This window comes from Patescibacteria group bacterium (assembly GCA_022560785.1).
Classification (GTDB): Bacteria; Patescibacteriota; Minisyncoccia; order Phycocordibacterales; family JADFSL01; genus JADFSL01.
Map to the genome: position 1 here is coordinate 1 of JADFSL010000004.1, position 24,711 is coordinate 24,711.

Here is a 24,711-nt window from a genome sequence, read left to right on the forward strand (position 1 = left end):
ATGGTATATATTTATCTGAAATGATTTTAGAAAAGATTGGACATTAAGTAAAGTGACACACAAAATCGTACGATATATCGTACGATTTTTGTAAGTAGCAAATTGTATTCTAACTAGCTAGAAGCTAGAAAGCTAACAAGCTAGATAATTCCCGCTTTTTTGAGCGTCACATACGCTCCTTTTTTATTGATTGTCTTAATTGCTTTTGTGGAGAGTGTGAGTGTAATACTTTTTTTGAGTTCGGGAATATAAATTTTCTTTTTTTGGAGATTGGGATGACGTCTGACTTTGGGGGTGGGGTTAAATTGGGTAGCACGAGTACGGTTGCTATAACCACCTGCAACCTTTGAACCCTTTCCTGTAACTGGACACGTCTTTGCCATATTTTTCAATTTTATAAACGCTATGCTATCATTAAGGCACATACTATGCAAATTGACTTTGTTTTTATTATAACGATACTTATTCTCTCTATAGTCATACACGAAGTGTCGCATGGCTATGTTGCCGAGTATCTCGGTGACCCGACTGCACGGCTTGCAGGAAGACTCACTCTTAATCCGCTCAAACACATTGATCCATTAGGTTCAATCATAATCCCTGCACTCTTGGTGATTTCAGGAGCAAATTTTCTTATCGGCTGGGCAAAGCCAGTGCCGTACAATCCGTATAATCTGCGCAATGGCAAATGGGGGGAGGCAATGGTCGCCGGTGCGGGACCACTGGTCAATGTTTTACTTGCTCTTGTTTTTGGTCTTCTTATTCGGTTTGGTATTGCATTTGATTTTGTATCCGCTTCCTTTGTAGAGTTTGCCGGTTATGTGGTATTCATAAATATTCTTCTCGCATTTTTCAATCTCATTCCGGTGCCACCACTCGATGGATCAAAGGTGCTCTCAGCAATTTTGCCGTATGGGCTTATGCAGCCATACATGCGCTTCCAGAATTTCATGATCCGCTACGGGTTTGTCGCAGCGGTGGGTTTTATCTTTATATTCATATTTTTCCTTTGGCCGTACTTTTTTGCACTTATCTCATTTCTCTTTACACTCATCACAGGGATTCCATTTTTCTAAAATATTGCATTCATAGTATTCATATAGTAGAGTAGTGTCACTGTGCATTGCGCAGTTTTTTAGTAAAATAAGGAGGATAAATGCTAGTATTCCCTGTGGGGATGTTTTGTTTATCAGACGTATAGCCAAAAATTTAGAGAGGACACATGTCAACCATAAATCAGCTCGTAAAAAAGAAAAGGAAAAAAATCGCCAAAAAATCCAAAGTGGTGGCTCTTAGCCGTGGTTTTAATACACTCAAGAACAGGCCGGCATTTTATTCGTCTCCATTTAAACGAGGCGTATGTATTAAGGTGACCACAAAGACCCCGAAAAAACCGAACTCTGCTATCAGAAAAATTGTGCGGGTACGTCTTACTAATGGTATGGAAGTAACTGCATATGTTCCTGGTATGGGGCACAATCTACAAGAACACTCAGTGGTGCTTCTGCGCGGAGGAAGGGTAAAAGACATCGGTGTTCGTTACACGGTGGTTCGTGGCAAGCTCGATACAGCGGGTGTGGAAAATAGAAAACAGGGTAGAAGTCTTTACGGTGCTAAAAAACAAAAAGGCGATTAACGCTATAATAATCCTCGTATGCGAAGAAAGATAAAAAATAAAAACAAAACAGCACCGGAAACAGTATACAATTCTGTAAAAGTTGCAAAATTCACAAACTCAATTATGAAAGATGGCAGAAAAAATGCCGCGCGCAAGGTTGTGTACAATGCATTTGATGAAATAAAAACAAAAATAAAAACAGATGACCCTACTGAGATTTTTGAAACAGCTCTGCGAAATGTAACCCCGACGATGGAGGTAAGATCTCGCCGTGTCGGAGGTGCCAACTATCAGGTGCCGAGAGAAGTTCGTCCAGAAAGGAGACAAGCTCTCGCTATGCGCTGGATAATCAATGCTGCGCGAGCAAAGAAAGGTTCTCCCATGTATAAAAATCTCGCCAATGAGCTGATTGCTGCAAGCAACAACGAAGGGGATGCAGTAAAGAAGAAAGAAAATACACATAAAATGGCAGAAGCCAATAAGGCATTTGCGCACTTTGCGTGGTAAAGGGTCGCTCGTGAGTGCTTGTGAAATGCACACATAAATTTTCTAATGAAAATTTGCATAGCTTCCTCTGCTGAGCTGCGCAAGGCATCTCATGAGCACCCATTGCGCTTTAATGGAAAAAGAATTGGTTGCGCGAGGTTTTGAAAATGAAACATCCTCGCTTTAACGAAAAATAATAAAAATATATGGAAAGAGATTATCCGCTGGAAAAAGTAAGAAATATTGGCATTATTGCCCATATTGACGCTGGAAAGACGACTATTACCGAGCGCGTTCTTTTCTATACCGGTGTCTCACACAAAATAGGCGAGGTACACGAAGGCGAAGCAGTGATGGACTGGATGGAACAAGAGCGAGAACGTGGAATCACGATTACATCAGCCGCAACCACTACTTTTTGGACACCCACATATGCAAAAGAAGGGGATGAAACACTCAAGCACAGAATAAATATTATTGATACTCCCGGACATGTGGATTTTACCGTTGAAGTTGAACGCTCTCTTAAGGTGCTCGATGGCGGCGTTGTGGTTTTCGACGGAGTTGCCGGTGTTGAACCGCAGTCAGAAACCGTCTGGAGGCAAGCGGATAAATACAATGTGCCACGCATTTGCTTTATAAACAAATTAGACAGAACCGGTGCGAGTTTTGACCGGTCATTCAAAACAATATTGGACAGGCTAACAAAAAATGCAATTAAGATGCAAATTCCAATAGGTGAAGAAGAAAAACATGAAGGAATAGTTGATTTGCTCACAATGAAGGCATACTACTTTGAAGGAAATATGGGGGAGAAAGTTCGGACTGGAGACATACCTCCAAATATGAAAGACGAAGCTCAAAAACTCCACAGTGAGCTCGTAGAAAAAATTGTTGAAAATGATGAAAAAGCAACTGAGGACTTTCTTGAAGGAAAAGAAATTCCCGTTGAGGATTTAAAAAGGATTTTACGAAAATCAGTCATTGGAAACGTATTGGTACCGGTGTTTACTGGTTCAGCACTTAAAAACAAAGGGATACAGCTTGTACTTGATGCGGTTATAGATTATCTTCCTTCACCACTTGATATACTGCCAATAAAAGGAATAGATCCAAAAACAGAAGAGGAAATAGAGCGAAAAGCATCCGATGATGAGCCATTTGCAGCACTTGCATTTAAACTCCAGACTGATCCATTTGTGGGGCAACTGACTTACTTTCGTGTGTACTCAGGAACGATAGAGGCAGGTTCATATATATATAATTCATCGACTGGCAAGAAAGAGCGATTGGGACGAATTTTGCGTATGCACGCAAACCATCGCGAGGATGTAAAGAAGGTCTATGCCGGTGAGATTGCCGCAGCAGTTGGACTTAAAGACACAAAAACTTCAGACACACTCTGCGACGAAGCACATCCGATAATACTAGACAAAATTGAATTTCCTGAGCCAGTGGTTCAACTTCGCATTGAACCGAAAACAAAAGCAGACCAGGAAAAAATGGGTATCGCGCTTAAAAAACTTTCCGATGAGGATCCTACCTTTAAGATAACGACAGACAAAGAGACTCTTGAAACTATTATTTCCGGCATGGGTGAGCTTCACCTCGACATTCTTGTTGATAGAATGAAACGCGAGTTTAATGTGGAAGCCAATGTTGGCAAACCGCAAGTAGCGTATCGCGAAACAATACAAAAAGAGGCGGAAGCTGAAACAAAATACATTAAGCAGACAGGTGGTCGTGGTCAGTACGGTCATGTCAAAATACGTATCAAGCCTTTAGTCCCACTTGAGGAAGGTGCAAAACTGCCTAAAAATGTTAAACGTGAAGACGGATTTGAATTCATCAACTCCATTAAAGGAGGCGTAGTACCAGCCGAGTACATTCCTGCGGTTCAAAAAGGAGTCAGAGAGGCAATGGATAGAGGCACTGTCGCGGGATATCCGCTGGTGGATATTTCATGCGAACTTTTTGATGGTTCATACCATGAAGTGGACTCATCTGAAATTGCATTTAAAATTGCCGCTTCGCAAGCGTTTCAAGACGCAGTAAAGCGGGCAAACCCAGTACTCCTTGAACCTATTATGAAAGTCGAGATAGTAACACCCGAGAAGTTTATGGGTGACATCACCGGAAACTTGAGTTCCAAGCGTGGGCAGATTGAAAGCACTGAGGAGCGCGGAATGCTCAAAGTGGTAAATGCAAAAGTGCCGCTTTCGGAAATGTTTGGCTACATCACAATCCTTCGCTCAATGACCGAAGGGAGGGGAAGTTCCACCATGGAATTTGACCACTATGCTGTTGTGCCCACCAACGTCGCCCAGACAATTATTGAGGTGAGAGGATAAACACAAACTTTATTTGTGTCGTCCTATCACTTCGCTTAAACGGGATGGTTTAGGAGCTAAACACAAAACTAAACCGCCAGTTCTGTGGCGGTTTAAGTATCTTCTAACTGATATTTAGGAGACTTCTTTTTTCTGTATATCTGTTTCAGTAGATTTGTTGCTCTAAGGCCACCTTTTCCCAAGGTTTTGTATGTATTAACAAGTTGGTTAAGACCCTTTTCTGCAATTGGGATGAGAAGCTTCTGTTTAAGCGTACGACTCGTTAATCCTTCAACAAACTCCTTATAGTCATTTCTTCGATCTCTAGCATATTGGTTTCGTGCATAGGTACTGAAGTAACGTACTTTAAAAACTTCAGCAACTTCCCTGAGGCTCAATCCCACTTCTTCGGCGGCGCGTTCGACTATTCGTGCACATTCGCCATCCACATAAATCACTCTCCAGAATGCCCCGTCGATTTTCTCTGCCATCAAGGCTCTTGTTGGATCATTTATAATGCCGAGCATATCCATTGCTCGATAGAGCATGGATATCTTTTTACTATCCATAGAAGATTCCTCCTATAGTTGTTGTGTAAGATCGTCTGAGGACATGATACCACATGAAAAGAATTGACATACTGATAATTTCATGTTATCTTTTTATTGGGTTATATTTTGTACATTTGAAAACTAAACACCAAATAGGAGAATTTAAATGCCAACTAAAAAATTATCAAAGGCTGAGCTTGTCGCTCTACTTAAAAACGGATGTGTGGCAGAATTCAACAAAGATCGACCTAAAGGTGAGATTAATCTCACTCGGGTCAATCTTTTTGGAGTCAACCTCACGGAATTCAATCTCGACGACGCAAACTTTACTTTTGCGAATTTAACTCGTGTCATATTCGGCGATAATCTTACCAACATCAAATTTATTTTTGCAGAACTCGACGGGTCAAACATTTTCGAGGTGGACACATTATCGTGTACCGGAGTCCCGGTGGGACCCAAAAAGTCCATCTTAGATAATTCGCCTGAGAATTGGAAAGAAATATCAAACGTATATTAATATGCACATTCACCCTCTGCACGCACGCAGAGGGTGATTTTCTTGACTAATTAAGCAATATTCTGTTAGAATAGCGCATATCGCATTGCGCGTTATTTTTAGTTGCGCTGGTTCTAGTCTAGGGAAGTCTATACGGTATCAGGCACGTACGTTATCAGTAATTTGGCTCTTAGTTGCTGGGAATCAGTGATGTTTCTCGCGAACTGACTCTGGCAGTTAATCCAAGGAAGTATTATGGCAGATAAATTCGACAGGTCTAAACCACATGTAAATGTAGGTACCATCGGTCATGTTGACCATGGTAAGACCACACTCACCGCCGCTATTTTGCATGTTCTTTCTCTTGCGGGAAATGAAGTAAGATTGCGGAAGGTAGATGAAATAGACAGTGCTCCCGAGGAAAAAGCACGTGGTATTACTATTGCTCTTTCCCACAACGAGTACTCAACAGATGCGCGTCACTACGCGCACATTGATGCTCCCGGACATGCTGACTACATCAAAAACATGATTACAGGTGCAGCACAGATGGACGGCGCGATCCTCGTAGTTGCAGCATCCGATGGTATGATGCCCCAAACTAGGGAGCATGTACTTTTGGCAAAACAGGTTGGCGTTCCAAAAATTATTGTTTTTATCAACAAAGTAGATCAGGTTGATGATAAAGATCTTATTGATTTGGTTGAAGAGGAAATCAGAGAATTACTCGATAAGCAAGGATTTGACGGTAAGGATGCACCTGTGATAAGAGGATCGGCTCTCAAGGCACTTGACGCAAAGTCAGTGGACGATGAGTGGGCAAAAGGAATTCTCGAGCTCACAAAAGCACTTGATGAGTATATTCCTATTCCGAAGCGTGAAATTGACAAGCCATTCCTAATGCCAATTGAAGACGTTTTCTCAATTGAAGGACGCGGTACAGTTGTAACCGGACGAATCGAGAGAGGAAAAGTTAAAGTCGGTGAGGAAGTTGAAATAATTGGAATCAAAGACACAACCAAAACAACTGTTACTGGCATTGAAATGTTCAACAAGCAACTTGATGAAGGTCAGGCGGGTGACAACGCAGGTATTTTATTGCGCGGCACTAAGAAGGAGAACATTCATCGAGGTCAGGTGCTTGCAAAGACAGGTTCAGTAACTCCGCATACTGATTTTGAAGGCGAAGTATACATTCTTAGCAAAGATGAAGGTGGACGGCACACCCCATTCTTTACAGGATACAAACCACAGTTTTATATCAGGACCACTGATGTAACAGGTGAAGTTACTCTTGCTGAAGGAACCGAGATGGTAATGCCAGGCGACACTGTGACATTTAAGGTAAAGCTCGTTGCACCTGTTGCTCTTGAAGAACAGCAACGGTTTGCGGTACGTGAAGGAGGTAAAACAGTAGGCGCAGGAGTTGTAACAAAAGTAATCAGCTAGATAGCTGATTACTTTTGTTAGGAAGTTCGTTGTAATTACCACACTGGAGGGAGTCCCTCCAAAATCCCAGCTCATGGCAACAAAAGCAACACAGAAAAAAACAACCACAAAGAAACCTAGAGCTTCGGCTGCTAAGAAAAAGAGCACCGTGGTAAAAAAAAGGTCTGTACCCAAAGCTAAAACACAGCAGGAGAAGGAAGTAGTGGTTCAAAAGTTGCGTATCCGAGTGCGTGCATATGAACATAAAATACTTGACGCATCGGTAAAACAAATAATAGATACCGTTATGCGACTTGATGCACATTTGGTTGGGCCAGTGCCACTACCGACGGAGATTAAAAAGTACACAGTAAACAGAGCATCGTTTATTTTTAAAGATGCGCGAGAACAATTTGAGATGAGAGTCCATAAGAGGCTCATAGATATTCTCAATCCGTCGCAGAAAGTGATTGAAGCGCTTACTAACTTAAGCTTACCCTCTGGCGTCAACATTGACGTAAAAATGGTGCAGTAACCGTACTCGTTATCTGTACAATTACAATGTCTATTCCGCGCAGCAAGCTGTACGGTGTAGGACAATATTATGAAATTTATTCTTGGAAAAAAACAACATATGACACAAGTCTTCGATAGTGAAGGCAAAGTGTATCCCGCAACAGTGCTTAGTGTTGGGCCTGTTGTTGTTACTCAAATGAAAAGTAAAGACATCGATGGTTATAGCGCAACACAGGTGGGGTATGGAACACGTAACAAAAAACATCTAAATCAAGCAATGAAAGGCCATGTAAAGGAGCATGGCTCTTTTGAAGTCCTGATGGAATTTAGAACCGGTACAAAGCGTCACGCTAAAAATGATGATGGGAAAGCTGACTATTCCGTCGGAGACATTGTTGATGTATCTACTTTTTCAGAAGGTGAGAAAGTGACTATTTCGGCAATTTCAAAAGGCAAAGGATTCCAAGGTGTGGTGAAGAGGCATGGGTTCCATGGCGGTCCACGCACCCACGGGCAAAAACATTCTGAGCGTGAAGGAGGTTCAATAGGAGCCACTGGTCCACAGAGGGTATTCAAGGGAAAAAAAATGCCCGGGAGAATGGGGGGAGACAGAATAACTCTCAAAAATGTTCCTATTTTGCAAATTGATAAGGAGCATAATCTTTTGGTGGTAAAGGGCTCTGTGCCAGGTCGATTGGGAACCTTGGTTGAGATACACAACTAATATTATTTTATATGAAAGCATCAGTATACAACCAAGCAGGACAGCAAAAAGGTACGGTAACACTACCGAAACAGGTTTTTGGTCTTCAATGGAATGCAGATTTAGTGCATCAAGTTGTTGTTTCTATTGAAAGCAACAAACGAACTCCGGTTGCTCACACAAAGGAGAGAGGTGATGTAAGGGGAGGGGGCAAGAAGCCGTGGCGGCAAAAAGGCACTGGTCGAGCACGACACGGATCTATACGCTCTCCACTATGGAAGGGGGGAGGTGTGACTTTTGGTCCAAGGAACGAAAGAAATTACAAAAAGAAAATTAACAGAAAAATGAAAACGAAAGCACTCTACATAGTAATCTCACGGAAATTAAAAGACGGTGAGTTACTATTTGTTGACGATATTTCAATAGCATCTCCAAAGTCGGCTCAGGCAAAAGAAATTTTGACAGCTCTTTCTACAATTCCAAATTTTGAGAAGCTTGCTACGAAACGAAAAAATACCGCAATAGTTTCAATAGTAGAGAGAGATGAAAATGTGGAGAAAAGCTTTAAAAATTTTGGAAACGTAACAATTGGCAAAATACAAAACTTAAACCCGAGTGATGTACTTAAATACAAATATTTAGTTGTTTCACATCCAAAAGAATCCATTTCTTTTCTAGAAGCAAGATCTTCAAAAGATGTGGCACTATCTGCTACAACATCTACCGATAATACGAAGAAAAATACAAATAAATGATACATCATGGCATTATTTAGTTTTAAAAAAGAAAAAAAACCAGAAAATACGGAAGTGAAAGAGAAATCCGTAACTACTAGTGCGCGTATCCATGAAAAGAAAGAGGTTACACCAGACAATACTGTGCCCAAGAAGAAACTCTCATCTGAGCAAAGTGATCTATCGTTTGTCCTGAGACGTCCGCGCATCACGGAAAAAGCGACATCGCAGGCGCAAAACGGTGTATATGTATTTGAGGTTGCAACTACGGCAACCAAAAAAATCATTGCAGATGCGGTTCTTCATTTTTATAAAGTCAAACCGCTTAAAATTCGAGTTACCCCAATACCTAAAAAGATTGTTCCTTCTCGAATAAAGGGACGATTTGGCGTAAGAGGAGCCGGAAAGAAAGCGTATGTATATCTGCGTAAAGGCGATAGTATAGAAATTGTGTAATATGAAAGTGTATAAACCTACAACTCCGGGTCGTAGAGGAATGACATCGGTTATATATAAAGGGAAACTCACTGTTTCAAAACCAAAGAAGTCTTTGACACGAGGTTTTAAGCGATCTGTTGGTAGAAATAGTGCTGGTCGTCTTACAACGAGACACAAGGGCGGTGGACACAAGCGGCGTTATCGAGATATAGATTTTCTGTATAACAAAAAAAATATTCCAGCAAAAGTTGAAACCATTGAATACGATCCAAACCGGTCAGGATTTATAGGACTTATCTCATATCGTGACGGAGAAAAACGCTACATACTTCTACCTCAGTCGGTTGTTGTTGGGGATATTGTTACTGTTTCTGAAAAAGCACAACCCAAACCAGGGAATCGTCTTCCACTGTCGGAGATTCCGGTGGGTACCTTTGTATACAATGTTGAGCTAAAACCAAATGGTGGTGCAAAAATTGCTCGGTCTGCAGGCAATTATGCAGAAGTCATAGCGCTTGATGGTGGATTTGCACATCTTAAGATGCCGTCCTCTGAAATCAGAAAGGTTAAATCTACCTCATGGGCATCTATTGGAGAGGTTTCCAATGAAGAACATAAATTGGTGACTATTGGAAAGGCAGGCAGATCGCGCTGGCTTGGTAGGCGTCCCACTGTGCGTGGTGCGGCAATGAACCCAGTTGATCACCCGCATGGTGGCGGAGAGGGGCGTGCGGGGCGAGGTCATCGGAGAGCACGAAGCAAGTGGGGGAAACCGACAGGCAAAAGACAAAAGACGAGACGTGTGAAGAAATACTCAAACGCTCTTATTGTAAAAAGAAGGAAAGTCGGTAAAAAACGGGGGTAAATAAGGTGCAGCTAAGGCGCGTGATGGTTTGACATTAAGCCATATATTGCGTAATATTGGCGTCAAGCTCACAGGAGCTGTTATTTTTTATATACATGGCACGATCACTAAAAAAAGGTCCATATGTAGACGAAAAACTACTGAAAAAAGTAGAAGGCAAAAAGCCTACAGGAGTAGGGACCATTAAAACATGGGCTCGTAGGAGCCAGATTTCACCCGAGATGGTCGGCTTTACTTTTGGCGTTCACAACGGGAAGGAGCATATAGATGTATTTGTCAATGAAGAGATGGTAGGACATCGATTAGGAGAGTTTTCTCCAACCAAAAAATTTGTACGACATGGGGGTAAAATGCAGAAAGAGTTGGAAATAAAAAAGAAAGAATCCGAAGTAGCAGCAGCAAAAGCGGCCAAGGTTTCGGCTGAAACCAAAAAATAAATAATATATGAAAGCAACACTTAAAAATTACCGACAATCTCCTCGAAAGGTCAGACTTATTGCTGACTTGGTGCGAGGAAAAAGTGTTGACCATGCCCTCAACACACTTTCTTTTATTGGGAAGAAAGCAGCCGACCCTGTAAAAAAACTCATTACATCCGCGCTCGCAAACGCTAAACAAACCACTGGGTCTAAAAGCAATGACCTTATTATCAAAAGCATTCAGGTTGATAAAGGATTTGTGTTCAAGCGATTTCAAGCACGAGCACGAGGACGAGCTGCGCCAATACGGAAAAGAACCAGTCATGTTAGCGTGATGCTTGGTGAGAAGGAAAAAAAGGTAGATAAGAAGGCAGTATCCAAACAGTCAGTACAAAAAGAGGTAGCTGTAAAGATAAAAACTCCGGCAGTAAAAAAACGCATTTTACCTAAAAAGCTAAAAGCTTCCGCCAAAGGCGGAAAAACCTCATAAACTGATTTTATGACACACACTGTACATCCATACGCGCATAGGTTGGGAATCATAAGGGACTGGAAGTCTCGTTGGTTTAGCTCTGATCCTAAGCGTTACCGTGAATTTATAAAAACGGATGAAACAATTCGAAAGTATCTTGAAAAACGTCTCAAAAAATTGTATGTATGTTCTGTAGAGATAGAGCGGAGTGATAAGATGCTTCGTGTCATTATAAAGACTTCGCGACCGGGACTCATCATTGGCAGAAGTGGTGAGGGGGCTACAAAACTCAAATTAGATATTGAGAAGAAAATTAACGCACTCAAGCTCTCTGACAACCCAGAACTCAAAATCGATATTGAGGAGGTGCGATCACCAGAATCAAATGCGGCTATTGTGGGGCAAATGGTTGCCGAAGGTCTTGAAAAACGAATGCCATTTAGAAGGGTACTCAAACAGATGGTTGAAAAAGTTATGGCAAATCGGGATGTGCTTGGTGTTCGCATTGCCATTGCTGGGAGACTTGGAGGAGCAGAAATGTCCCGAACTGAACAAATTAAAAAAGGAAGGATTCCACTCCAGACATTTAGAGCTGATATTGATTTTGCTCGTGTAAGGGCACAATTACCATACGGTGTTATTGGAGTTAAGGTATGGATTTACAAAGGGGATATTTTTGAAGATAAAAAGTAATTATGTTATTCCCAAAGAAAGTAAAACATCGAAAATGGCAAACACACCGGAAAAATCCAAAAAAAATTGGAGTTGCTACTCGCGGTATTACGGTTGCATTTGGTTCATATGGACTTAAGGCCTTGACGTACAAACGAGTTCAGTCAAATCAAATTGAAGCCGCACGACGTGTCATTTCTCGCACACTCGGCAAAGTCGGTAAGGTATGGATTCGCATTTTCCCAGATAGACCTGTTACCGCAAAGCCCGCTGAAGTAGGTATGGGGAAAGGAAAGGGAGATCTAAAAGCTTATGTATTTGAGGTACTTCCAGGTCGTGTATTGTTTGAGGTTGATGGAGTGGATGAAAAAATTGCCAGGGAAGCATTGCGAAAAGCTGGAGCAAAACTGCCGCTTAAAACCAAAGTAGTGATGAGGGAAAGATAACATGACTGATATACAGAGCAAAAATGAAAAAGATCTCAAAAAACTTCTTAATGAAAAAAGGGAGTCGCTACGCAATTTCCGTTTTGAGATAGCAGGAAGCAAGATTCGTAATGTAAAAGAAGCGAAAAATACACGAAGAGAAATTGCGCGCATTGAAACAGAATTACATATCCGTCGTACACAGACATAATATATATCATGGCAGACAAAACAACACAAAACACTATCTCCGACAAAGAAAAAAGAAACCCGAAGCGTCTATCGGGAATAGTTGTATCGAACAAAATGAAAGATACAGTGGTGGTTGCTGTGGTGCGATATGTAAAGCATCCGACATATAAAAAATATATAAAGCGCGTCAAAAAATATAAAGCACATGACGCCGGGAACACATTTAACATTGGAGACAAAGTTCGCATAGAAGAGACCAAGCCGATTTCCAAAGACAAATCATTTAGAATTTTAAGGAGCGATGAGCGATAATAAAATTCTTAACCCTCCCAAATTTTTGTACTTATGAACACTATACAAAAAACAGAAAATACTATCTTAAATGTTGTTAAAAAAACAATGGCATTTTGTGCAAAAACTTGGGAGGGTAATGATTTTCTAAATTCGACCTGCTCATTAAGTAAATCATTATGATTCAACCAGAGACAATAGTAAAAGTTACCGATAACTCCGGTGCCAAAACCGCCAGAGTATTTAAAATTCTCGGTGGTTCAAAAAAGCGATATGCTCGTATTGGAGATTTGGTGGTACTCTCGGTCCAGACTGCCGAGCCACGCAAACAAGTTAAGAAAAAAGAAATACACCACGCTGTAGTGGTACGACAGCGCCAACCATTTCGCAGAAAAGATGGATCATATATACGTTTTGATGAAAATGCTGTTGTTATTGTTGAAAAAGGAAAGAAAGAACCGCGCGCTGGAAGAATCTTTGGTCCGATTCCGAGAGAAATCGGGGAATTGGGATATCAAAAAATAGTTTCGTTGGCTCAGGAAATAGTTTAGTAAAATAATGATTATGAACAAAGTGAAGAAGAATATATTTTACTTAACCCTGTTAAATGATTTTTTCAAAGAAAAAATTAACATTTGAAAAAAAGTATATAAAGAATATGTCAAACAAATCATATAGTATAAATACACAACATGTCGATAGAATTGAGAAAACTCAAATGTTATTTAACAGGGTAATGATTTTCTAAATTCGTTACACTCATTAAGTAAATCATTATGAAAATAAAAAAAGGAGACACAATAATGGTCATAGCGGGAACAGACAAAGGCAAAACCGGAAAAGTATTGCGAGCTTTGCCGCGGCGCGATCAGGTAATTATTGAAGGAATAAATATCAAACAACACCATCAAAAAGCTACACGAAGTAGCCAAAAAGGACAAATACTGAAAAAAACTATGCCGATACATATATCCAACGTTCAACTACTTGATCCAAAAGGGAATATTCCAACGAGAATAGGCAAGAAGCTGGTAAACGGAAAATATGTTCGTGTAGCAAAAAAGAGTAACACGATCCTTGATTAGACAACTATGGAATCAGTATTGCAAAAACAGAAAAAAATATTCAGTGCTCTAAAAAATGAGTTTGATTACACTAACCAAATGCAGGCACCTAGGGTTGAAGCGGTTGTTATTTCAACTGGCACAGGAAAAAAAAACACGGACAAGCATGCCATGGGTATTATAGAAGACCGGCTTCTGAAAATCACAGGACAGAAAGCTGCTCCACGCGGAGCAAAAAAATCAATTGCGGCTTTTAAAGTCAGACAAGGTGATGCTATTGGATACCAAGTTACTTTGCGTGGAAAAAGAATGTATGACTTTCTCGAGAAGCTCATATCCATAGCTCTTCCGAGAGCACGTGACTTTAGAGGGTTGTCGGTAGATTCAATTGATGAGATGGGAAATTACACTATCGGTATAAGAGAACACACCATTTTTCCTGAGACATCCGATGAAGATCTCAAAGATGTGTTTGGATTTTCGGTTACTATTGTGACAACAGCCAAAACCAAAAAAGAGGCAAAAGCTCTCCTTATCAATCTCGGGTTTCCGCTTCAAAAAGAGAAACAAGAAATATAACACCTCTGTTTGACATTGGGGGGGCTGATTGTTACTATAATCCCCACAGCTCAGGGAGCTTTTTTATTTGTTTACCCTCCTAAGTTTTTGGCTATGTTTGGCATGAGCCAAACAGGCTGTAATGCTTTGTTTGGGAAGGGGAAACGATATTATTATAATAAAATCTTGGTTTTAGAGTACATACTCTTAGCCTAAAATTTAGAGAGGGTACATGGCAAAAACTTCAACAATTGCACGGTCACAGAAGATTCCGAAATTTAAATCGCGAGTTGTTCGGCGTTGTTTCAAATGCGGAAGAAAACGAGGATATATGCGAGATTTTGACCTTTGTCGCATCTGTTTCAGAGAACTTGCCAACGAAGGACACATTCCTGGAATTACAAAATCATCATGGTAAATGACCCAATAGGAGATTTCATCATACAGCTCAAAAATGCTTCCGCGGTAAAGAAGAAAAATATTATTGTGCCGTATTCAAAATTCAAGTTTGAGGTAGCTCAAAAGCTAGAAAAAGAAGGGTATTTGAAAGCTGTTACAAAACGTGGGAAAAAAGCACGAAAATGTGTTGAAGTTGAAATAGTATATGACAACGACGACGAGTCAAAAATCCACGGAGTTTCTCGAATCTCAAAACCGAGCAGACGCATTTATCAATCAGTTTCGGAAATACGACCGGTCTTACGCGGGAAAGGCAATCTTGTTCTCTCAACTCCGAAGGGAATTTTGACTGGCGCAGAGGCTCGCAAAAAGAGGGTTGGAGGAGAAGTGCTATTTAAAATCTGGTAACCATGTCACGAATAGGAAAACAACCGATTGTCATTCCGGAAAAAACTGAAGTCGCAGTTTCAAACGGCTCTATTAGCGTGAAAGGTCCGCTTGGCGAACTGAGCCGACCGATGAACTCTAATATTGCCGTTGAAGTGAAAGATAAAAAAGTGGTGGTATCTCCACTCAATGACACAATCGAAGCCCGTGCGCTATGGGGAACCTATGCATCACACATTTCAAATATGATTCGTGGTGTCAATGAGGCGTTTGGGAAAAAACTCGTTGTGGAAGGGATTGGTTTTAAAACTGAACTTGAAGGAAATGTGTTAGTGCTTTCGGTTGGCTTTTCCCACAAGGTTCGTTTCCCCATTCCTGATGGGTTATCAGTATCAGTAGAAAAAAATACCATTAGCATCCAAGGCAGTAACAAAGAGTTGGTTGGGCAATTTGCTGCCGAAGTCAGAAGCAGTAAAAAACCAGAACCGTACAAAGGGAAAGGGATACACTATGAGGATGAGGTGGTAAAAAGAAAACAAGGTAAGCGTGCAGTCACATAACATGAATAAGGTAAAAGAAAAATTGCAACGAAGGGCCAGAAGACACGCTCGTGTCAGAGCGAAGATATCCGGTACCGACGCACGACCGCGTTTGTCAGTATTTAAATCAAACAAATATTTCTATGCACAGATTATAAACGACGAAAAAGGCACAACTCTGGTTGGAATGTCTTCCTCTGGTGTAAAAGGAAAAACAATGACCGAAAAAGCAAAAGAAATGGGAGCGCTTTTGGCAAAGAAAGCAAAAGAAAAAAAAATAAAGAGTGTTGTATTTGATAAAGGAGGATTTCTCTACACTGGAAAGATAAAAGCGTTTGCAGATGGCGCAAGAAAAGGCGGATTAAATTTTTAATATATGGAAAAGGCAATTACAAAAGAAGATGTAAAAGAAAAGGTAGTGGATGACAAAAAAACTGATGATAAACAGAAAAATCAGACGACAACTACTCTGAACGAGAAAATGGAGAGGCCGATGGGGAAACACAGGCGAGTGGTAAGACGAAAAGACCGTGTACGATCTGAATTTGACCAAAAAATAATTAGCATCAGAAGGGTAACACGAGTGGTAGCTGGAGGCAGACGATTCAGTTTTTCTGTTGCACTCGTGTCCGGAAACAAAAAAGGATCAGTCGGTGTCGGTATCGGCAAAGCGTCCGATACAGCGCTCGCTATCGAAAAGGCAACGAGGGATGCAAAGAAGCATATGATAAAGGTACAACTCTCGAGTGAGCAACGACTGCCACACGAGACAGAAGCCAAGTACTGTGCCTCAAATGTTATTATTATGCCTGCTCCCAACAGAGGACTCGCTGCAGGCGGTTCGGTACGAAATGTGCTTGAGCTCGCCGGTATTAAAAATGTTACCGCAAAGATTCTTTCACGAAGCAAAAATAGGCTTAACAATGCACGAGCCGCAATAAAAGCGCTTTCAAAACTTCAATTATAGTACTATGCAAAGCAACCAACTACAGAGAGCACATAGCAACAAAAAAAGCGTACGGGTAGGACGTGGAGGTAAGCGTGGCAAAACTTCAGGACGTGGGCATAAAGGGCAAAAAGCACACGGAGGACATGGTATACGTCCTGCTATACGCGATATGATAAAAAAGATTCCCAAGCTTCGCGGTAGAGGAAAAAATATTTTCAGAAGCATTAAAACAAAACCAGCGATAATCAATCTCCACACTATCGAGAGAGTGTTTGATTCTGGCGAAGAAGTATCTCCCAAAACGCTTGTTGGTAGGGGGATGGTAAAAAGAAACAAAGGTAAATTACCATCGGTAAAAATTCTCGGCTTTGGTGAACTCAAAAAGAAAATAGTTGTTTCACGTTGCTTGGTATCCGAAACTGCGCGTGGACATATTGAGAAAGCCGGTGGCAGTATCACATAATAATCGTACAAACAAAAATGTTCGAAGTATTTCTGGAAAAAGTAAAATTGATAATAAAAGATAATACTCTGCGCAGGAGAATTTTGTTTGTGCTTGGGGCACTCATACTTTTTCGATTACTCGCCACGATTCCGATTCCGGGAATTGATGTTATTCGTCTTGAGCAATTTTTCGCAAACAACCAATTTTTAGGACTACTCAACATATTTTCAGGTGGTGGCCTCTCAAATCTCTCCATTGTTATGCTCGGTGTTGCGCCGTACATTACCGCGTCGATTATCATGCAACTCATGACAATTATGTCATCTCGGCTCAAGGCGATGTACCAGGAAGAGGGTGAAGCGGGAAAGAAAAAATTCAGTCAGTACTCACGTTTGCTCACCGTACCACTTGCCTTTGTTCAAGGATTTGCGTTCCTCACTTTACTCAGTCGCCAGGGCATTGTGCCTGATTTGGGATTATTTGGAATGTTGACCAACGTGCTCATTATAGCCGCTGGTTCAATTCTTCTGATGTGGATTGGTGAGCTTATTACCGAATTTGGAATCGGAAACGGAGTTTCACTTATCATTTTTGCCGGTATTGTCTCTGGACTTCCGACAACAGTAAGCCAGCTTATCTTTACCTTTGATATTTCCCAGATCCCACTCTATCTTGGATTTTTTGTAGTGGGACTTCTCATTATTGCGGGAGTTGTAATTGTGACCGAGGCCGAGCGGCCGATACCAATCACCTATGCAAAGCGTGTTCGTGGCATGAAAGTCTATGGTGGTATTTCAACCTACCTGCCACTTCGCGTCAATCAAGCGGGAGTTATTCCAATCATTTTTGCACTCTCAATACTACTGTTTCCACAGATGATACTTCAGTTTCTAGAAAATGTTAACAGCGCGATAATTTCAGCGGTTTCGTCAGTATTTCTTAACATTCTTGCAAATGGCTTTGTGTATTCACTACTGTATTTTGTGCTGGTCTTTATGTTCACCTATTTTTACACCGCGGTTACTTTTGACCCGGATTCAATAGCAACAAATTTACAAAAAAGCGGTGCATTTATTCCCGGTGTTCGCCCTGGCAAAACAACTGCACAGTACATTGGCAAAATTTTAACACGAATTACACTAGTTGGCGCAGTCTTTCTCGGGGCGATAGCGGTGTTGCCACTTGCCATGCAAGCGATTACGGGCATTACAGCGCTCGCAATTGGTGGTACTGCACTTTTGATTGCGGTCTCTGTGATTCTTGACTTGGTACGAAAGGTTGACTCACAGATATCAATGCGAGAATATTAAAAGAACCACAATGGTTCCAAAAACATTTATCATTATAGGCCGTTCCGGATGTGGCAAGGGGACACAAGCCAAACTGCTTAATGAATATCTAGAGCAGGAATACAAGGATTCTCAGGTATTTTATATTGAGTCTGGAAAGCAATTTCGTTCGTTGGTTGTCGGGAACAGCTACACAAGCACTCTTGCACGAGAGATAAATGATAGTGGACTTCTACAACCATCGTTCCTCTCTTCCTGGGTATGGTCTAACATATTGATTGAAGAGTTTACCGGTACAGAGCACTTGATTTTAGACGGTATTCCACGGAAGCTCAATGAGGCAAAGATTCTCGATGGGGCACTCCGGTTTTATAAGCGAGAAAAACCCTATTTCGTGTTTATAAATGTAACGGAAGCGTGGGCGCGGCAGAGACTTGAGGAAAGAGGCCGTAGCGATGATAAAAAAAGGGCGTCAATAGATACGAAAATGAAGTGGTATGAATCTGATGTCTTACCCGCGGTTGATTTTTTCAGAAAGAATGAATCGTACAATTTTCTTGAAATCAAAGGAGAACAAACGATAGAAAAAGTACACGAGGATATTATCAAAAGTCTGAAAGTTTTGAAAGTATAGTGTGGCTATGATTGCGCAAACCGAAAAAGAACGACATACACTGCGTGAAGGTGGCAAAAGACTTGCACGTGTATTGAGATTGGTAGCAGAGATAGTGAAACCCGGTGTTACAACCTCAGAACTCAATGAGCTTGCCGAAAAATTGATACGGGATGGTGGAGACACTTCAGCATTTCTACACTACACTCCTGATGGAGTAAAAAAGCCGTATCCTGCAACGCTCTGTGTATCAGTCAACGATGAAATAGTGCATGGTATACCAAACGAACATCCGCGGACGCTTGTAAAAGGGGATATAGTGGGACTTGATTGTGGACTGACACACAATGGTCTCATACTGGACTCTGCTGTTACAGTTAGCGTAGGGAAGATAGATAGTAGTGCACAAAAACTTATAAAAGTTACAAAAGAAGCACTTTCTGTCGGCATTGCCGCTGCTCGTGTCGGAAACACAATTGGGGATATAGGACACGCTATAGAATCATTTGCAAAGCCATACGGCTATGGCATTGTGCGTGAGCTTGGTGGGCATGGAGTAGGAAAGAGAGTGCACGAAGAACCATCAATTCCAAACTATGGTACGCCTGGATCTGGCATGAAACTTATCTCCGGTATGGTGCTTGCACTTGAGCCGATGTTAAATGAGGGCACGGAGAATATTACACTGGATAGTGATGGATATACATTCAAAACAGCAGACGGGAAAATAAGCGCTCATTTTGAGCACACGATTTTAGTAACCGACGGAGAGCCGGAAATTTTGACAATTGAATTTCCAACAAAGTAACGGTATAATCTTGAATAAAATCATGAGCGCAGCAACTACATTTTACTCAACCCTGTTAAATCCCGCGAAGCGGGAGTAGCAAAGCCGCATTTAACAGGGCAATGATTTAGTAACATCATTTTTCATTACAATTCAAAATAATTAACAAAATCTATTATGCATCATAAAGAAGAAAAAACTCTCATTATTGTAAAACCAGATGGTATACAACGTTCTTTGATAGGAGAAATTATACAGCGCTACGAGCGTATTGGACTTAAACTTATCGGTATTAAAATAACGGTTCCCACTCCTGAAATGATAGAACATCATTACACAATTGATCCAAATTGGAAAAAATTAACCGGAGAAAAAAGCATCGAGAGTTATAAGAAAAAAGGTATCAAACCACCCTCGGACGATCCGATTGAAGTTGGAGAAATTGTTATCAAAGCACTGAAGGAGTACATGACATGTGGGCCAGTAATAGTCATGGTGTGGCAGGGAGCTCACTCAGTAGCGATTGTGCGGAAAATAACCGGAGGGACAGAACCATTGACCTCAGACGTTGGAACCATTCGCGGTGACCTGATGCTCGACTCATATGTCATGGCCGACACTGACGGGCGTGCAGTGCGCAACCTCATTCATGCTTCGGGGTCCATAGAAGAAGCAGAGAGTGAAATCAAGCACTGGTTTAAAAAAGATGAACTTATTGTCTATAAACTAGTTCAAGAACAAATTCTCTACAGCGTCAACCTAAAAGACATCCTCAAATAAGCATTGTTTCAAAGGGTTTTTTTGGAATTAACATTGTAATTTTGTTTTCGACAAGTTATCAACAGGTTTTCAACAGAATATCTACTTGCAAAGTCACAGGTTATCATTAGATACTGTAAGAAGGGTTATTGAGTATTGTCTAGTTTAATTCGTCTTAAAAGGGAGTTCTATATTGCATCAATCCGTAGGTTTGGTGGCTGCGAACACCCACGTTATCGTTTCTGTGGCCAATACCTGTAACCCTCCTAAAGGACCCCGTGTCTGCCAGTGGGCGGAGCGGGATATTTTAGTGGTAAAAAACACTATTATAATTTTTACATAATGAATTCAAAAACATTCAAACTCACATTCCACGGCGGAGCGGGCTCTGTAACCGGAGCCAATTTTTTACTAGAAGGGGAAGACGTAAAAATACTAGTTGACTGTGGTTTATTCCAAGGTGGTGAGTTTGACGAAGAAAAAAACAGAGAGCCATTTGCCTATACTCCCAAAAGCATAGATATATTGATGGTAACCCATGCACATACTGATCACATAGGCAGAATTCCAAAGCTTGTAAAGGAGGGTTTTGAAGGAATCATTTACTCAACGCCTGGCACCAAAGAACTCTCGGAAGCAATGCTTCAAGACAGCGTAGGAGTTTTTGAGAGTGATAAGCGCCAGCATGGCACAAAACCGCTCTATGGAAGAGAAGATGTTGACAGAACGATGTCTCTGTGGAAAACGGTGCCGTATCATACCACGACATCACTTCAAGGCGGATTACAGTTTAACTTTAAAGACGCTGGACACATTCTTGGTTCGTCAATTATAGAATTAACACAAAAGGGTGGAAATAGAAAAATAGTTTTCAGTGGGGACTTGGGCAACTCACCATCAGCGTTGTTGCGAGACACAGAATTTATTGATGATGCAACGTATATGATCATGGAAAGTGTTTACGGTGATAGAAAACATGAGTCGGTAGCAGAGCGAACGGCAATACTGGAAGACATTATAGAGAACACTATAAATAAAGGTGGGGCACTTTTAATTCCCGCTTTTTCCATTGAGCGCACTCAAACATTGCTCTATGAGATAAATAATTTAGTTGAAAACGGAAGAATTCCAAAAGTGCCGGTTTTTCTTGATTCGCCGCTTGCGATCAAAATAACAGCGATTTATAAAAAGAGAATTAAAAATTTTAAAAATGAAGTACAAGAAGAAATACAATCCGGCGACGATATTTTCGACTTTCCAAATTTGAAATTGACAAAAACTGCAGATGAATCCAGAAAAATTGAGCAGATTCCCAATCCAAAAATAATTATTGCAGGCTCCGGAATGTCCAGTGGCGGACGTATACAGTTCCACGAGAAAAAACATCTCTCTGACCCCAAAAGTACGCTTCTGTTGGTCGGATATCAGTCAGTCGGTAGTATCGGTAGGAGGATTCAGGATGGCGCAAAAGAAGTGACTATTAAAAATGAAGTGATTCCAATCAGAGCAAAAATAGTGAATATAAGTGGATATTCTGCACATAGGGATACCGACGGGCTGTTTGATTTTGTAAGTCACTCTTCGAGAACACTTGAGCAAGTGTTTGTTGCGATGGGAGAAGAAAAATCCGCACTTCACATGGTACAGCGGATACGCGATTACTTAAGTGTGCAAGCGATAAGTCCAAAGCAGGGGCAACAATTCGATATTGCGCTTTAAATAATGAGATAGTACGCACTACCGTGTTACAATATGGACCATGATGGACAATCAACCAAATGGAGATGGCAAGTACAAACTATGCGTGTCGGGGGCAGCTGAAACCGCACATTGTGGCTTTGAAGCGTTTGAAATTGCCAAAGAACTCGGTAGGGAAATAGTGCGACAAAATGGCATAATAGTGACTGGCGCAACGACCGGGTTTCCGTATTGGTCTGCCTCTGGAGCAAAGGAGGAGGGTGGTATGTCTGTAGGATTTTCACCAGCATCAACTGAAAGTGAACATCTAGAAATATACCGTCTGCCGATTGAAAATTTGGATATTATTGTGTACACCGGTTTTGGATACTCCGGCAGGAATCTACTTCTTACCCGTTCATCCGATGCAGTGTTTATCGGCTGTGGACGAATCGGCACTATAAATGAATTTACTGTTGCATACGAAGATGGTAAACCAATAGGTGTTTTGGAAGGGGAGTGGGAAACGGACGAGGTTGTAAGAAATATAATTGATAAGGGACATAGGGTAAACACCAAAATAGTATTTGATAGTGATCCAAAAACACTTGTTGAAAAAGTGGTTGAACTCGTAAAACACGAAAAATCACGCCATAACCGTGTGTATTATCACCACAAAAGTATTGAAGGAAATGAAAAAGATTTAATACTATAACAAAACACCTCGCACAACTGCGAGATGTTTTGTTATTGAAGTTTCTTCAGTATCCGCTCAAATGATTTTGGATTATCCTTTGCTATACTCGAGAGTATTTTTCTATCAAGAGTGATATTTTTCTTTTTTAACTTATCAATCAACTTGCTATAGGGGAATCCTAATACGCGTGCTGCTGCATTGATGCGCACAGTCCACAATCGTCTAAAATCATTTTTCTTATCTCTTCGATGCGCGAATGCATGTGCCCCGGCGTGCGCTATAGCTTCGCGTGCCTGTCGTTCTTTTGTTGAACGTCCAAAACGATACCCCTTTACCTGTTTGAGCACATTTCTTCGTGTTTTTAATGAAATTGTTCCTCTTTTTACTCGTGCCATAGTATAGCTTTTATCTTATAGGTTATTAGTTTGTTAGTTAAGAAATCTACTTTTAGATTTATTGGTCATCTGTATTCTCACCTTTCTTTTTTTAGCAAGTTGTTTTGAGCGAGATTTTTTTGCATTAAAATGGTTCTGACCAGTCGCTCGCGCAATCAGTTTGCCCGTTTTTGTTATTTTTATTCGTTTTGCAAATGATTTATTAGTCTTCATCCCGTTAGAGACAGGTCGCGGTCATACCGCCCTGTGTATTTATCATCCTATAAATGTGTGTTCGATTTTGTAGCATTGTTTTATTTTATCTTATGCGACCGCGGTCTTTAACGGGATTCATGTTTTCTAGTTGGTGGTTGGTAGTGTATAGTTTGTAGATTTTTATCGATTCTACCAACTATCAACTACTGACTACTCACTATTTATCGTGTTCAATAGTTACCGACAAACCTTTGGGGCTCTTTTTTATTTCGTCTGCGACTTTATATGTTTCAACAATGAGTCTTAAAAATCTATCCAAGCGTTCTTTCAGAAAGGTAAACTCCATGTATTTGTACCGTCCCCAGAGAAACAAATCTATTTTCACACGGTGTCCTTCCTTGAGCCAGCCCGACACCCGCTTTGCCTTGAGATTAAGGTCGTGCTCTCCGGTGCCGATCTTTACTTGGACTGTTTTTGTCTCAGTGACGTGAGATTTTGCCTTGATCGCCTTTTGCTTTTTCTTCTGCTCGTACTGGAACTTACCATAGTCCATTATTTTTGCGACCGGTGGATTGGCCTTTGGCGACACCTCAATCAAGTCCAAATCTGCCGTACGTGCGTGTTTAATAGCTTCATCAAGCGATATAACACCTAAATTAGCGCCATCGGCGCCCATTACTCGCAGTTCTCGTACCCGTATTTGGTTATTAATCCTTACTCTTTCAATCAACTTTGTGATTATAGCACATTATAATTATACAGGCAATTTTCCTTGCTCTGATATCAGTCATTTACAGCGTGTTTAATGATGTCCAGATTACAGCTTTTGTTTTCTCTGCACCACTTCTCACAACGTTCAGCAATCTCTCTATCAGCATATTTGAGACCGCACTCTTCGCAACGGTACAACTCTGTTCCATTGTTGTTTATGTTCTCAACCATAGTAGACAGTATAGTGGATAATCAAAAAAATAAAAATAACCGCACAACATACTGCGCGGTTATAAAGAAATGGTGCTTAATGAAGAAATACATTGCGTGAACTCCGTCCCTCAGGGTGAATGAAAGGATAACTAGAGTCCAGTAGCCAAAAAGTTTTGTAATCTGCGTTGTAGTCAAAATCTATGGTGATGTGTACGTCTTCCAAAATTCGTTTAGCAAATATTTTTCTTGCTTCCACATCGTCTTTCACAAAAACAACTATCTTGAATTCCTCACTGCGTTCAAGAAAATTGGCATAGCAAATCAAGTCCACAGCACCGTATAGTTCGAGAGGATGCTCCAAGCAATCACTCCCTTTATTTTCTGGTCCCCATCCT

38 protein-coding genes are annotated in these 24,711 nt (G+C 40.9%); 32 read left to right on the forward strand and 6 right to left on the reverse strand.

All coding sequences use genetic code 11. The features are described from left to right. Nucleotides 1-140: 140 nt before the first annotated feature. Complete coding sequence (locus IIB50_00665) at nucleotides 141-383, reverse strand: 50S ribosomal protein L28 (GenBank protein ID MCH7529616.1); 243 nt, start codon at nucleotides 381-383, stop codon at nucleotides 141-143. Nucleotides 384-428: 45 nt separating this feature from the next. On the opposite strand from IIB50_00665, the gene IIB50_00670 reads away from it, so the two are divergent. The 4 genes from IIB50_00670 to fusA all read left to right on the forward strand — a co-directional run bounded on the left by IIB50_00670 (nucleotide 429) and on the right by fusA (nucleotide 4,455). Then, a complete protein-coding gene (locus IIB50_00670) occupies nucleotides 429-1,076 on the forward strand; it encodes a site-2 protease family protein (GenBank protein ID MCH7529617.1) in 648 nt (215 codons plus the stop codon). A 146-nt stretch (nucleotides 1,077-1,222) separates the two neighbouring features. Continuing rightward, nucleotides 1,223-1,636 (forward strand): 30S ribosomal protein S12, encoded by a 414-nt coding sequence (gene rpsL / locus IIB50_00675; GenBank protein MCH7529618.1) that lies wholly within the window; start codon nucleotides 1,223-1,225, stop codon nucleotides 1,634-1,636. Between the two features lie 18 nt (nucleotides 1,637-1,654). Then, a complete protein-coding gene (gene rpsG / locus IIB50_00680; GenBank protein ID MCH7529619.1) occupies nucleotides 1,655-2,125 on the forward strand; it encodes a 30S ribosomal protein S7 in 471 nt (156 codons plus the stop codon). 185 nt (nucleotides 2,126-2,310) lie between these two features. Next, nucleotides 2,311-4,455, forward strand: a complete 2,145-nt coding sequence (fusA, locus tag IIB50_00685; GenBank protein MCH7529620.1) for an elongation factor G — start codon at nucleotides 2,311-2,313, stop codon at nucleotides 4,453-4,455. Nucleotides 4,456-4,547: 92 nt separating this feature from the next. On the opposite strand, the gene IIB50_00690 is transcribed toward fusA, so the two are convergent. Then, nucleotides 4,548-5,003, reverse strand: coding sequence for a hypothetical protein (locus tag IIB50_00690; GenBank protein MCH7529621.1), 456 nt, complete (start codon nucleotides 5,001-5,003; stop codon nucleotides 4,548-4,550). A 148-nt stretch (nucleotides 5,004-5,151) separates the two neighbouring features. Between IIB50_00690 and IIB50_00695 the strand changes: the two genes are divergently transcribed. The 28 genes from IIB50_00695 (at nucleotide 5,152) to IIB50_00830 (ending at nucleotide 22,820) form a co-directional block, all read left to right on the forward strand. Continuing rightward, nucleotides 5,152-5,505, forward strand: a complete 354-nt coding sequence (locus tag IIB50_00695; protein MCH7529622.1) for a pentapeptide repeat-containing protein — start codon at nucleotides 5,152-5,154, stop codon at nucleotides 5,503-5,505. 231 nt (nucleotides 5,506-5,736) lie between these two features. Beyond that, entirely contained in the window at nucleotides 5,737-6,933 is a 1,197-nt protein-coding gene (gene tuf, locus IIB50_00700) for an elongation factor Tu (protein ID MCH7529623.1), read from the forward strand. 73 nt (nucleotides 6,934-7,006) lie between these two features. Continuing rightward, nucleotides 7,007-7,447, forward strand: coding sequence for a 30S ribosomal protein S10 (gene rpsJ, locus IIB50_00705; GenBank protein MCH7529624.1), 441 nt, complete (start codon nucleotides 7,007-7,009; stop codon nucleotides 7,445-7,447). A 69-nt stretch (nucleotides 7,448-7,516) separates the two neighbouring features. After that, nucleotides 7,517-8,152: a 50S ribosomal protein L3 gene (gene rplC / locus IIB50_00710; protein MCH7529625.1), complete on the forward strand. Its 636-nt coding sequence runs from the start codon at nucleotides 7,517-7,519 to the stop codon at nucleotides 8,150-8,152. An 11-nt stretch (nucleotides 8,153-8,163) separates the two neighbouring features. Continuing rightward, the gene (gene rplD, locus IIB50_00715) at nucleotides 8,164-8,886 is read left to right on the forward strand and encodes a 50S ribosomal protein L4 (protein MCH7529626.1); all 723 of its coding nucleotides are present in this window, start codon (nucleotides 8,164-8,166) and stop codon (nucleotides 8,884-8,886) included. Between the two features lie 6 nt (nucleotides 8,887-8,892). Beyond that, nucleotides 8,893-9,321 carry a 50S ribosomal protein L23 gene (locus tag IIB50_00720; protein ID MCH7529627.1) on the forward strand — a complete coding sequence of 143 codons (429 nt, stop codon included), beginning with the start codon at nucleotides 8,893-8,895 and terminating at the stop codon, nucleotides 9,319-9,321. Nucleotide 9,322: 1 nt separating this feature from the next. Then, nucleotides 9,323-10,168, forward strand: coding sequence for a 50S ribosomal protein L2 (rplB, locus tag IIB50_00725; GenBank protein MCH7529628.1), 846 nt, complete (start codon nucleotides 9,323-9,325; stop codon nucleotides 10,166-10,168). A gap of 95 nt (nucleotides 10,169-10,263) precedes the next feature. After that, the gene (gene rpsS / locus IIB50_00730; protein ID MCH7529629.1) at nucleotides 10,264-10,605 is read left to right on the forward strand and encodes a 30S ribosomal protein S19; all 342 of its coding nucleotides are present in this window, start codon (nucleotides 10,264-10,266) and stop codon (nucleotides 10,603-10,605) included. A gap of 7 nt (nucleotides 10,606-10,612) precedes the next feature. After that, a complete protein-coding gene (gene rplV / locus IIB50_00735) occupies nucleotides 10,613-11,077 on the forward strand; it encodes a 50S ribosomal protein L22 (protein MCH7529630.1) in 465 nt (154 codons plus the stop codon). Between the two features lie 9 nt (nucleotides 11,078-11,086). Next, nucleotides 11,087-11,752, forward strand: coding sequence for a 30S ribosomal protein S3 (gene rpsC / locus IIB50_00740; GenBank protein MCH7529631.1), 666 nt, complete (start codon nucleotides 11,087-11,089; stop codon nucleotides 11,750-11,752). Between the two features lie 2 nt (nucleotides 11,753-11,754). Continuing rightward, nucleotides 11,755-12,177, forward strand: a complete 423-nt coding sequence (gene rplP, locus IIB50_00745; GenBank protein ID MCH7529632.1) for a 50S ribosomal protein L16 — start codon at nucleotides 11,755-11,757, stop codon at nucleotides 12,175-12,177. Nucleotide 12,178: 1 nt separating this feature from the next. After that, on the forward strand, nucleotides 12,179-12,367 hold the full coding sequence (gene rpmC, locus IIB50_00750) for a 50S ribosomal protein L29 (GenBank protein MCH7529633.1): 189 nt from the start codon (nucleotides 12,179-12,181) through the stop codon (nucleotides 12,365-12,367). 8 nt (nucleotides 12,368-12,375) lie between these two features. Next, nucleotides 12,376-12,660: a 30S ribosomal protein S17 gene (gene rpsQ / locus IIB50_00755; GenBank protein MCH7529634.1), complete on the forward strand. Its 285-nt coding sequence runs from the start codon at nucleotides 12,376-12,378 to the stop codon at nucleotides 12,658-12,660. 158 nt (nucleotides 12,661-12,818) lie between these two features. Continuing rightward, entirely contained in the window at nucleotides 12,819-13,190 is a 372-nt protein-coding gene (gene rplN, locus IIB50_00760) for a 50S ribosomal protein L14 (protein MCH7529635.1), read from the forward strand. 225 nt (nucleotides 13,191-13,415) lie between these two features. Further along, a complete protein-coding gene (gene rplX / locus IIB50_00765) occupies nucleotides 13,416-13,724 on the forward strand; it encodes a 50S ribosomal protein L24 (GenBank protein MCH7529636.1) in 309 nt (102 codons plus the stop codon). Between the two features lie 6 nt (nucleotides 13,725-13,730). After that, nucleotides 13,731-14,282 (forward strand): 50S ribosomal protein L5, encoded by a 552-nt coding sequence (rplE, locus tag IIB50_00770; GenBank protein MCH7529637.1) that lies wholly within the window; start codon nucleotides 13,731-13,733, stop codon nucleotides 14,280-14,282. 211 nt (nucleotides 14,283-14,493) lie between these two features. Continuing rightward, a complete protein-coding gene (locus IIB50_00775) occupies nucleotides 14,494-14,679 on the forward strand; it encodes a type Z 30S ribosomal protein S14 (protein ID MCH7529638.1) in 186 nt (61 codons plus the stop codon). Beyond that, nucleotides 14,673-15,068, forward strand: coding sequence for a 30S ribosomal protein S8 (gene rpsH / locus IIB50_00780; protein ID MCH7529639.1), 396 nt, complete (start codon nucleotides 14,673-14,675; stop codon nucleotides 15,066-15,068). Before IIB50_00775 ends, rpsH begins: the two co-directional genes overlap by 7 nt. A gap of 2 nt (nucleotides 15,069-15,070) precedes the next feature. After that, nucleotides 15,071-15,607 (forward strand): 50S ribosomal protein L6, encoded by a 537-nt coding sequence (rplF, locus tag IIB50_00785; protein MCH7529640.1) that lies wholly within the window; start codon nucleotides 15,071-15,073, stop codon nucleotides 15,605-15,607. A gap of 1 nt (nucleotide 15,608) precedes the next feature. Further along, complete coding sequence (locus IIB50_00790; protein MCH7529641.1) at nucleotides 15,609-15,959, forward strand: 50S ribosomal protein L18; 351 nt, start codon at nucleotides 15,609-15,611, stop codon at nucleotides 15,957-15,959. Between the two features lie 120 nt (nucleotides 15,960-16,079). Next, nucleotides 16,080-16,553 (forward strand): 30S ribosomal protein S5, encoded by a 474-nt coding sequence (locus tag IIB50_00795; GenBank protein MCH7529642.1) that lies wholly within the window; start codon nucleotides 16,080-16,082, stop codon nucleotides 16,551-16,553. 4 nt (nucleotides 16,554-16,557) lie between these two features. Then, nucleotides 16,558-16,998 carry an uL15 family ribosomal protein gene (locus IIB50_00800; GenBank protein ID MCH7529643.1) on the forward strand — a complete coding sequence of 147 codons (441 nt, stop codon included), beginning with the start codon at nucleotides 16,558-16,560 and terminating at the stop codon, nucleotides 16,996-16,998. A gap of 17 nt (nucleotides 16,999-17,015) precedes the next feature. Next, nucleotides 17,016-18,290: a preprotein translocase subunit SecY gene (gene secY, locus IIB50_00805; protein MCH7529644.1), complete on the forward strand. Its 1,275-nt coding sequence runs from the start codon at nucleotides 17,016-17,018 to the stop codon at nucleotides 18,288-18,290. 10 nt (nucleotides 18,291-18,300) lie between these two features. Further along, complete coding sequence (locus IIB50_00810) at nucleotides 18,301-18,903, forward strand: nucleoside monophosphate kinase (protein MCH7529645.1); 603 nt, start codon at nucleotides 18,301-18,303, stop codon at nucleotides 18,901-18,903. A gap of 1 nt (nucleotide 18,904) precedes the next feature. Beyond that, nucleotides 18,905-19,690: a type I methionyl aminopeptidase gene (map, locus tag IIB50_00815; protein MCH7529646.1), complete on the forward strand. Its 786-nt coding sequence runs from the start codon at nucleotides 18,905-18,907 to the stop codon at nucleotides 19,688-19,690. 156 nt (nucleotides 19,691-19,846) lie between these two features. Beyond that, the gene (locus IIB50_00820; GenBank protein ID MCH7529647.1) at nucleotides 19,847-20,449 is read left to right on the forward strand and encodes a nucleoside-diphosphate kinase; all 603 of its coding nucleotides are present in this window, start codon (nucleotides 19,847-19,849) and stop codon (nucleotides 20,447-20,449) included. A gap of 321 nt (nucleotides 20,450-20,770) precedes the next feature. Next, nucleotides 20,771-22,147: an MBL fold metallo-hydrolase gene (locus IIB50_00825; protein ID MCH7529648.1), complete on the forward strand. Its 1,377-nt coding sequence runs from the start codon at nucleotides 20,771-20,773 to the stop codon at nucleotides 22,145-22,147. A 40-nt stretch (nucleotides 22,148-22,187) separates the two neighbouring features. Further along, complete coding sequence (locus IIB50_00830) at nucleotides 22,188-22,820, forward strand: hypothetical protein (protein MCH7529649.1); 633 nt, start codon at nucleotides 22,188-22,190, stop codon at nucleotides 22,818-22,820. A 32-nt stretch (nucleotides 22,821-22,852) separates the two neighbouring features. Here the strand turns inward: IIB50_00830 and rplT are convergent, their stop codons facing one another. From rplT to IIB50_00850, 4 genes are all read right to left on the reverse strand, one after another. Next, a complete protein-coding gene (gene rplT / locus IIB50_00835; protein ID MCH7529650.1) occupies nucleotides 22,853-23,197 on the reverse strand; it encodes a 50S ribosomal protein L20 in 345 nt (114 codons plus the stop codon). A gap of 33 nt (nucleotides 23,198-23,230) precedes the next feature. After that, nucleotides 23,231-23,410 carry a 50S ribosomal protein L35 gene (locus IIB50_00840; GenBank protein MCH7529651.1) on the reverse strand — a complete coding sequence of 60 codons (180 nt, stop codon included), beginning with the start codon at nucleotides 23,408-23,410 and terminating at the stop codon, nucleotides 23,231-23,233. A 199-nt stretch (nucleotides 23,411-23,609) separates the two neighbouring features. Beyond that, nucleotides 23,610-24,122 (reverse strand): translation initiation factor IF-3, encoded by a 513-nt coding sequence (gene infC, locus IIB50_00845; protein ID MCH7529652.1) that lies wholly within the window; start codon nucleotides 24,120-24,122, stop codon nucleotides 23,610-23,612. A 288-nt stretch (nucleotides 24,123-24,410) separates the two neighbouring features. After that, a partial coding sequence (locus IIB50_00850) for a hypothetical protein (GenBank protein MCH7529653.1) occupies nucleotides 24,411-24,711 on the reverse strand: 301 nt, incomplete at its 5' end.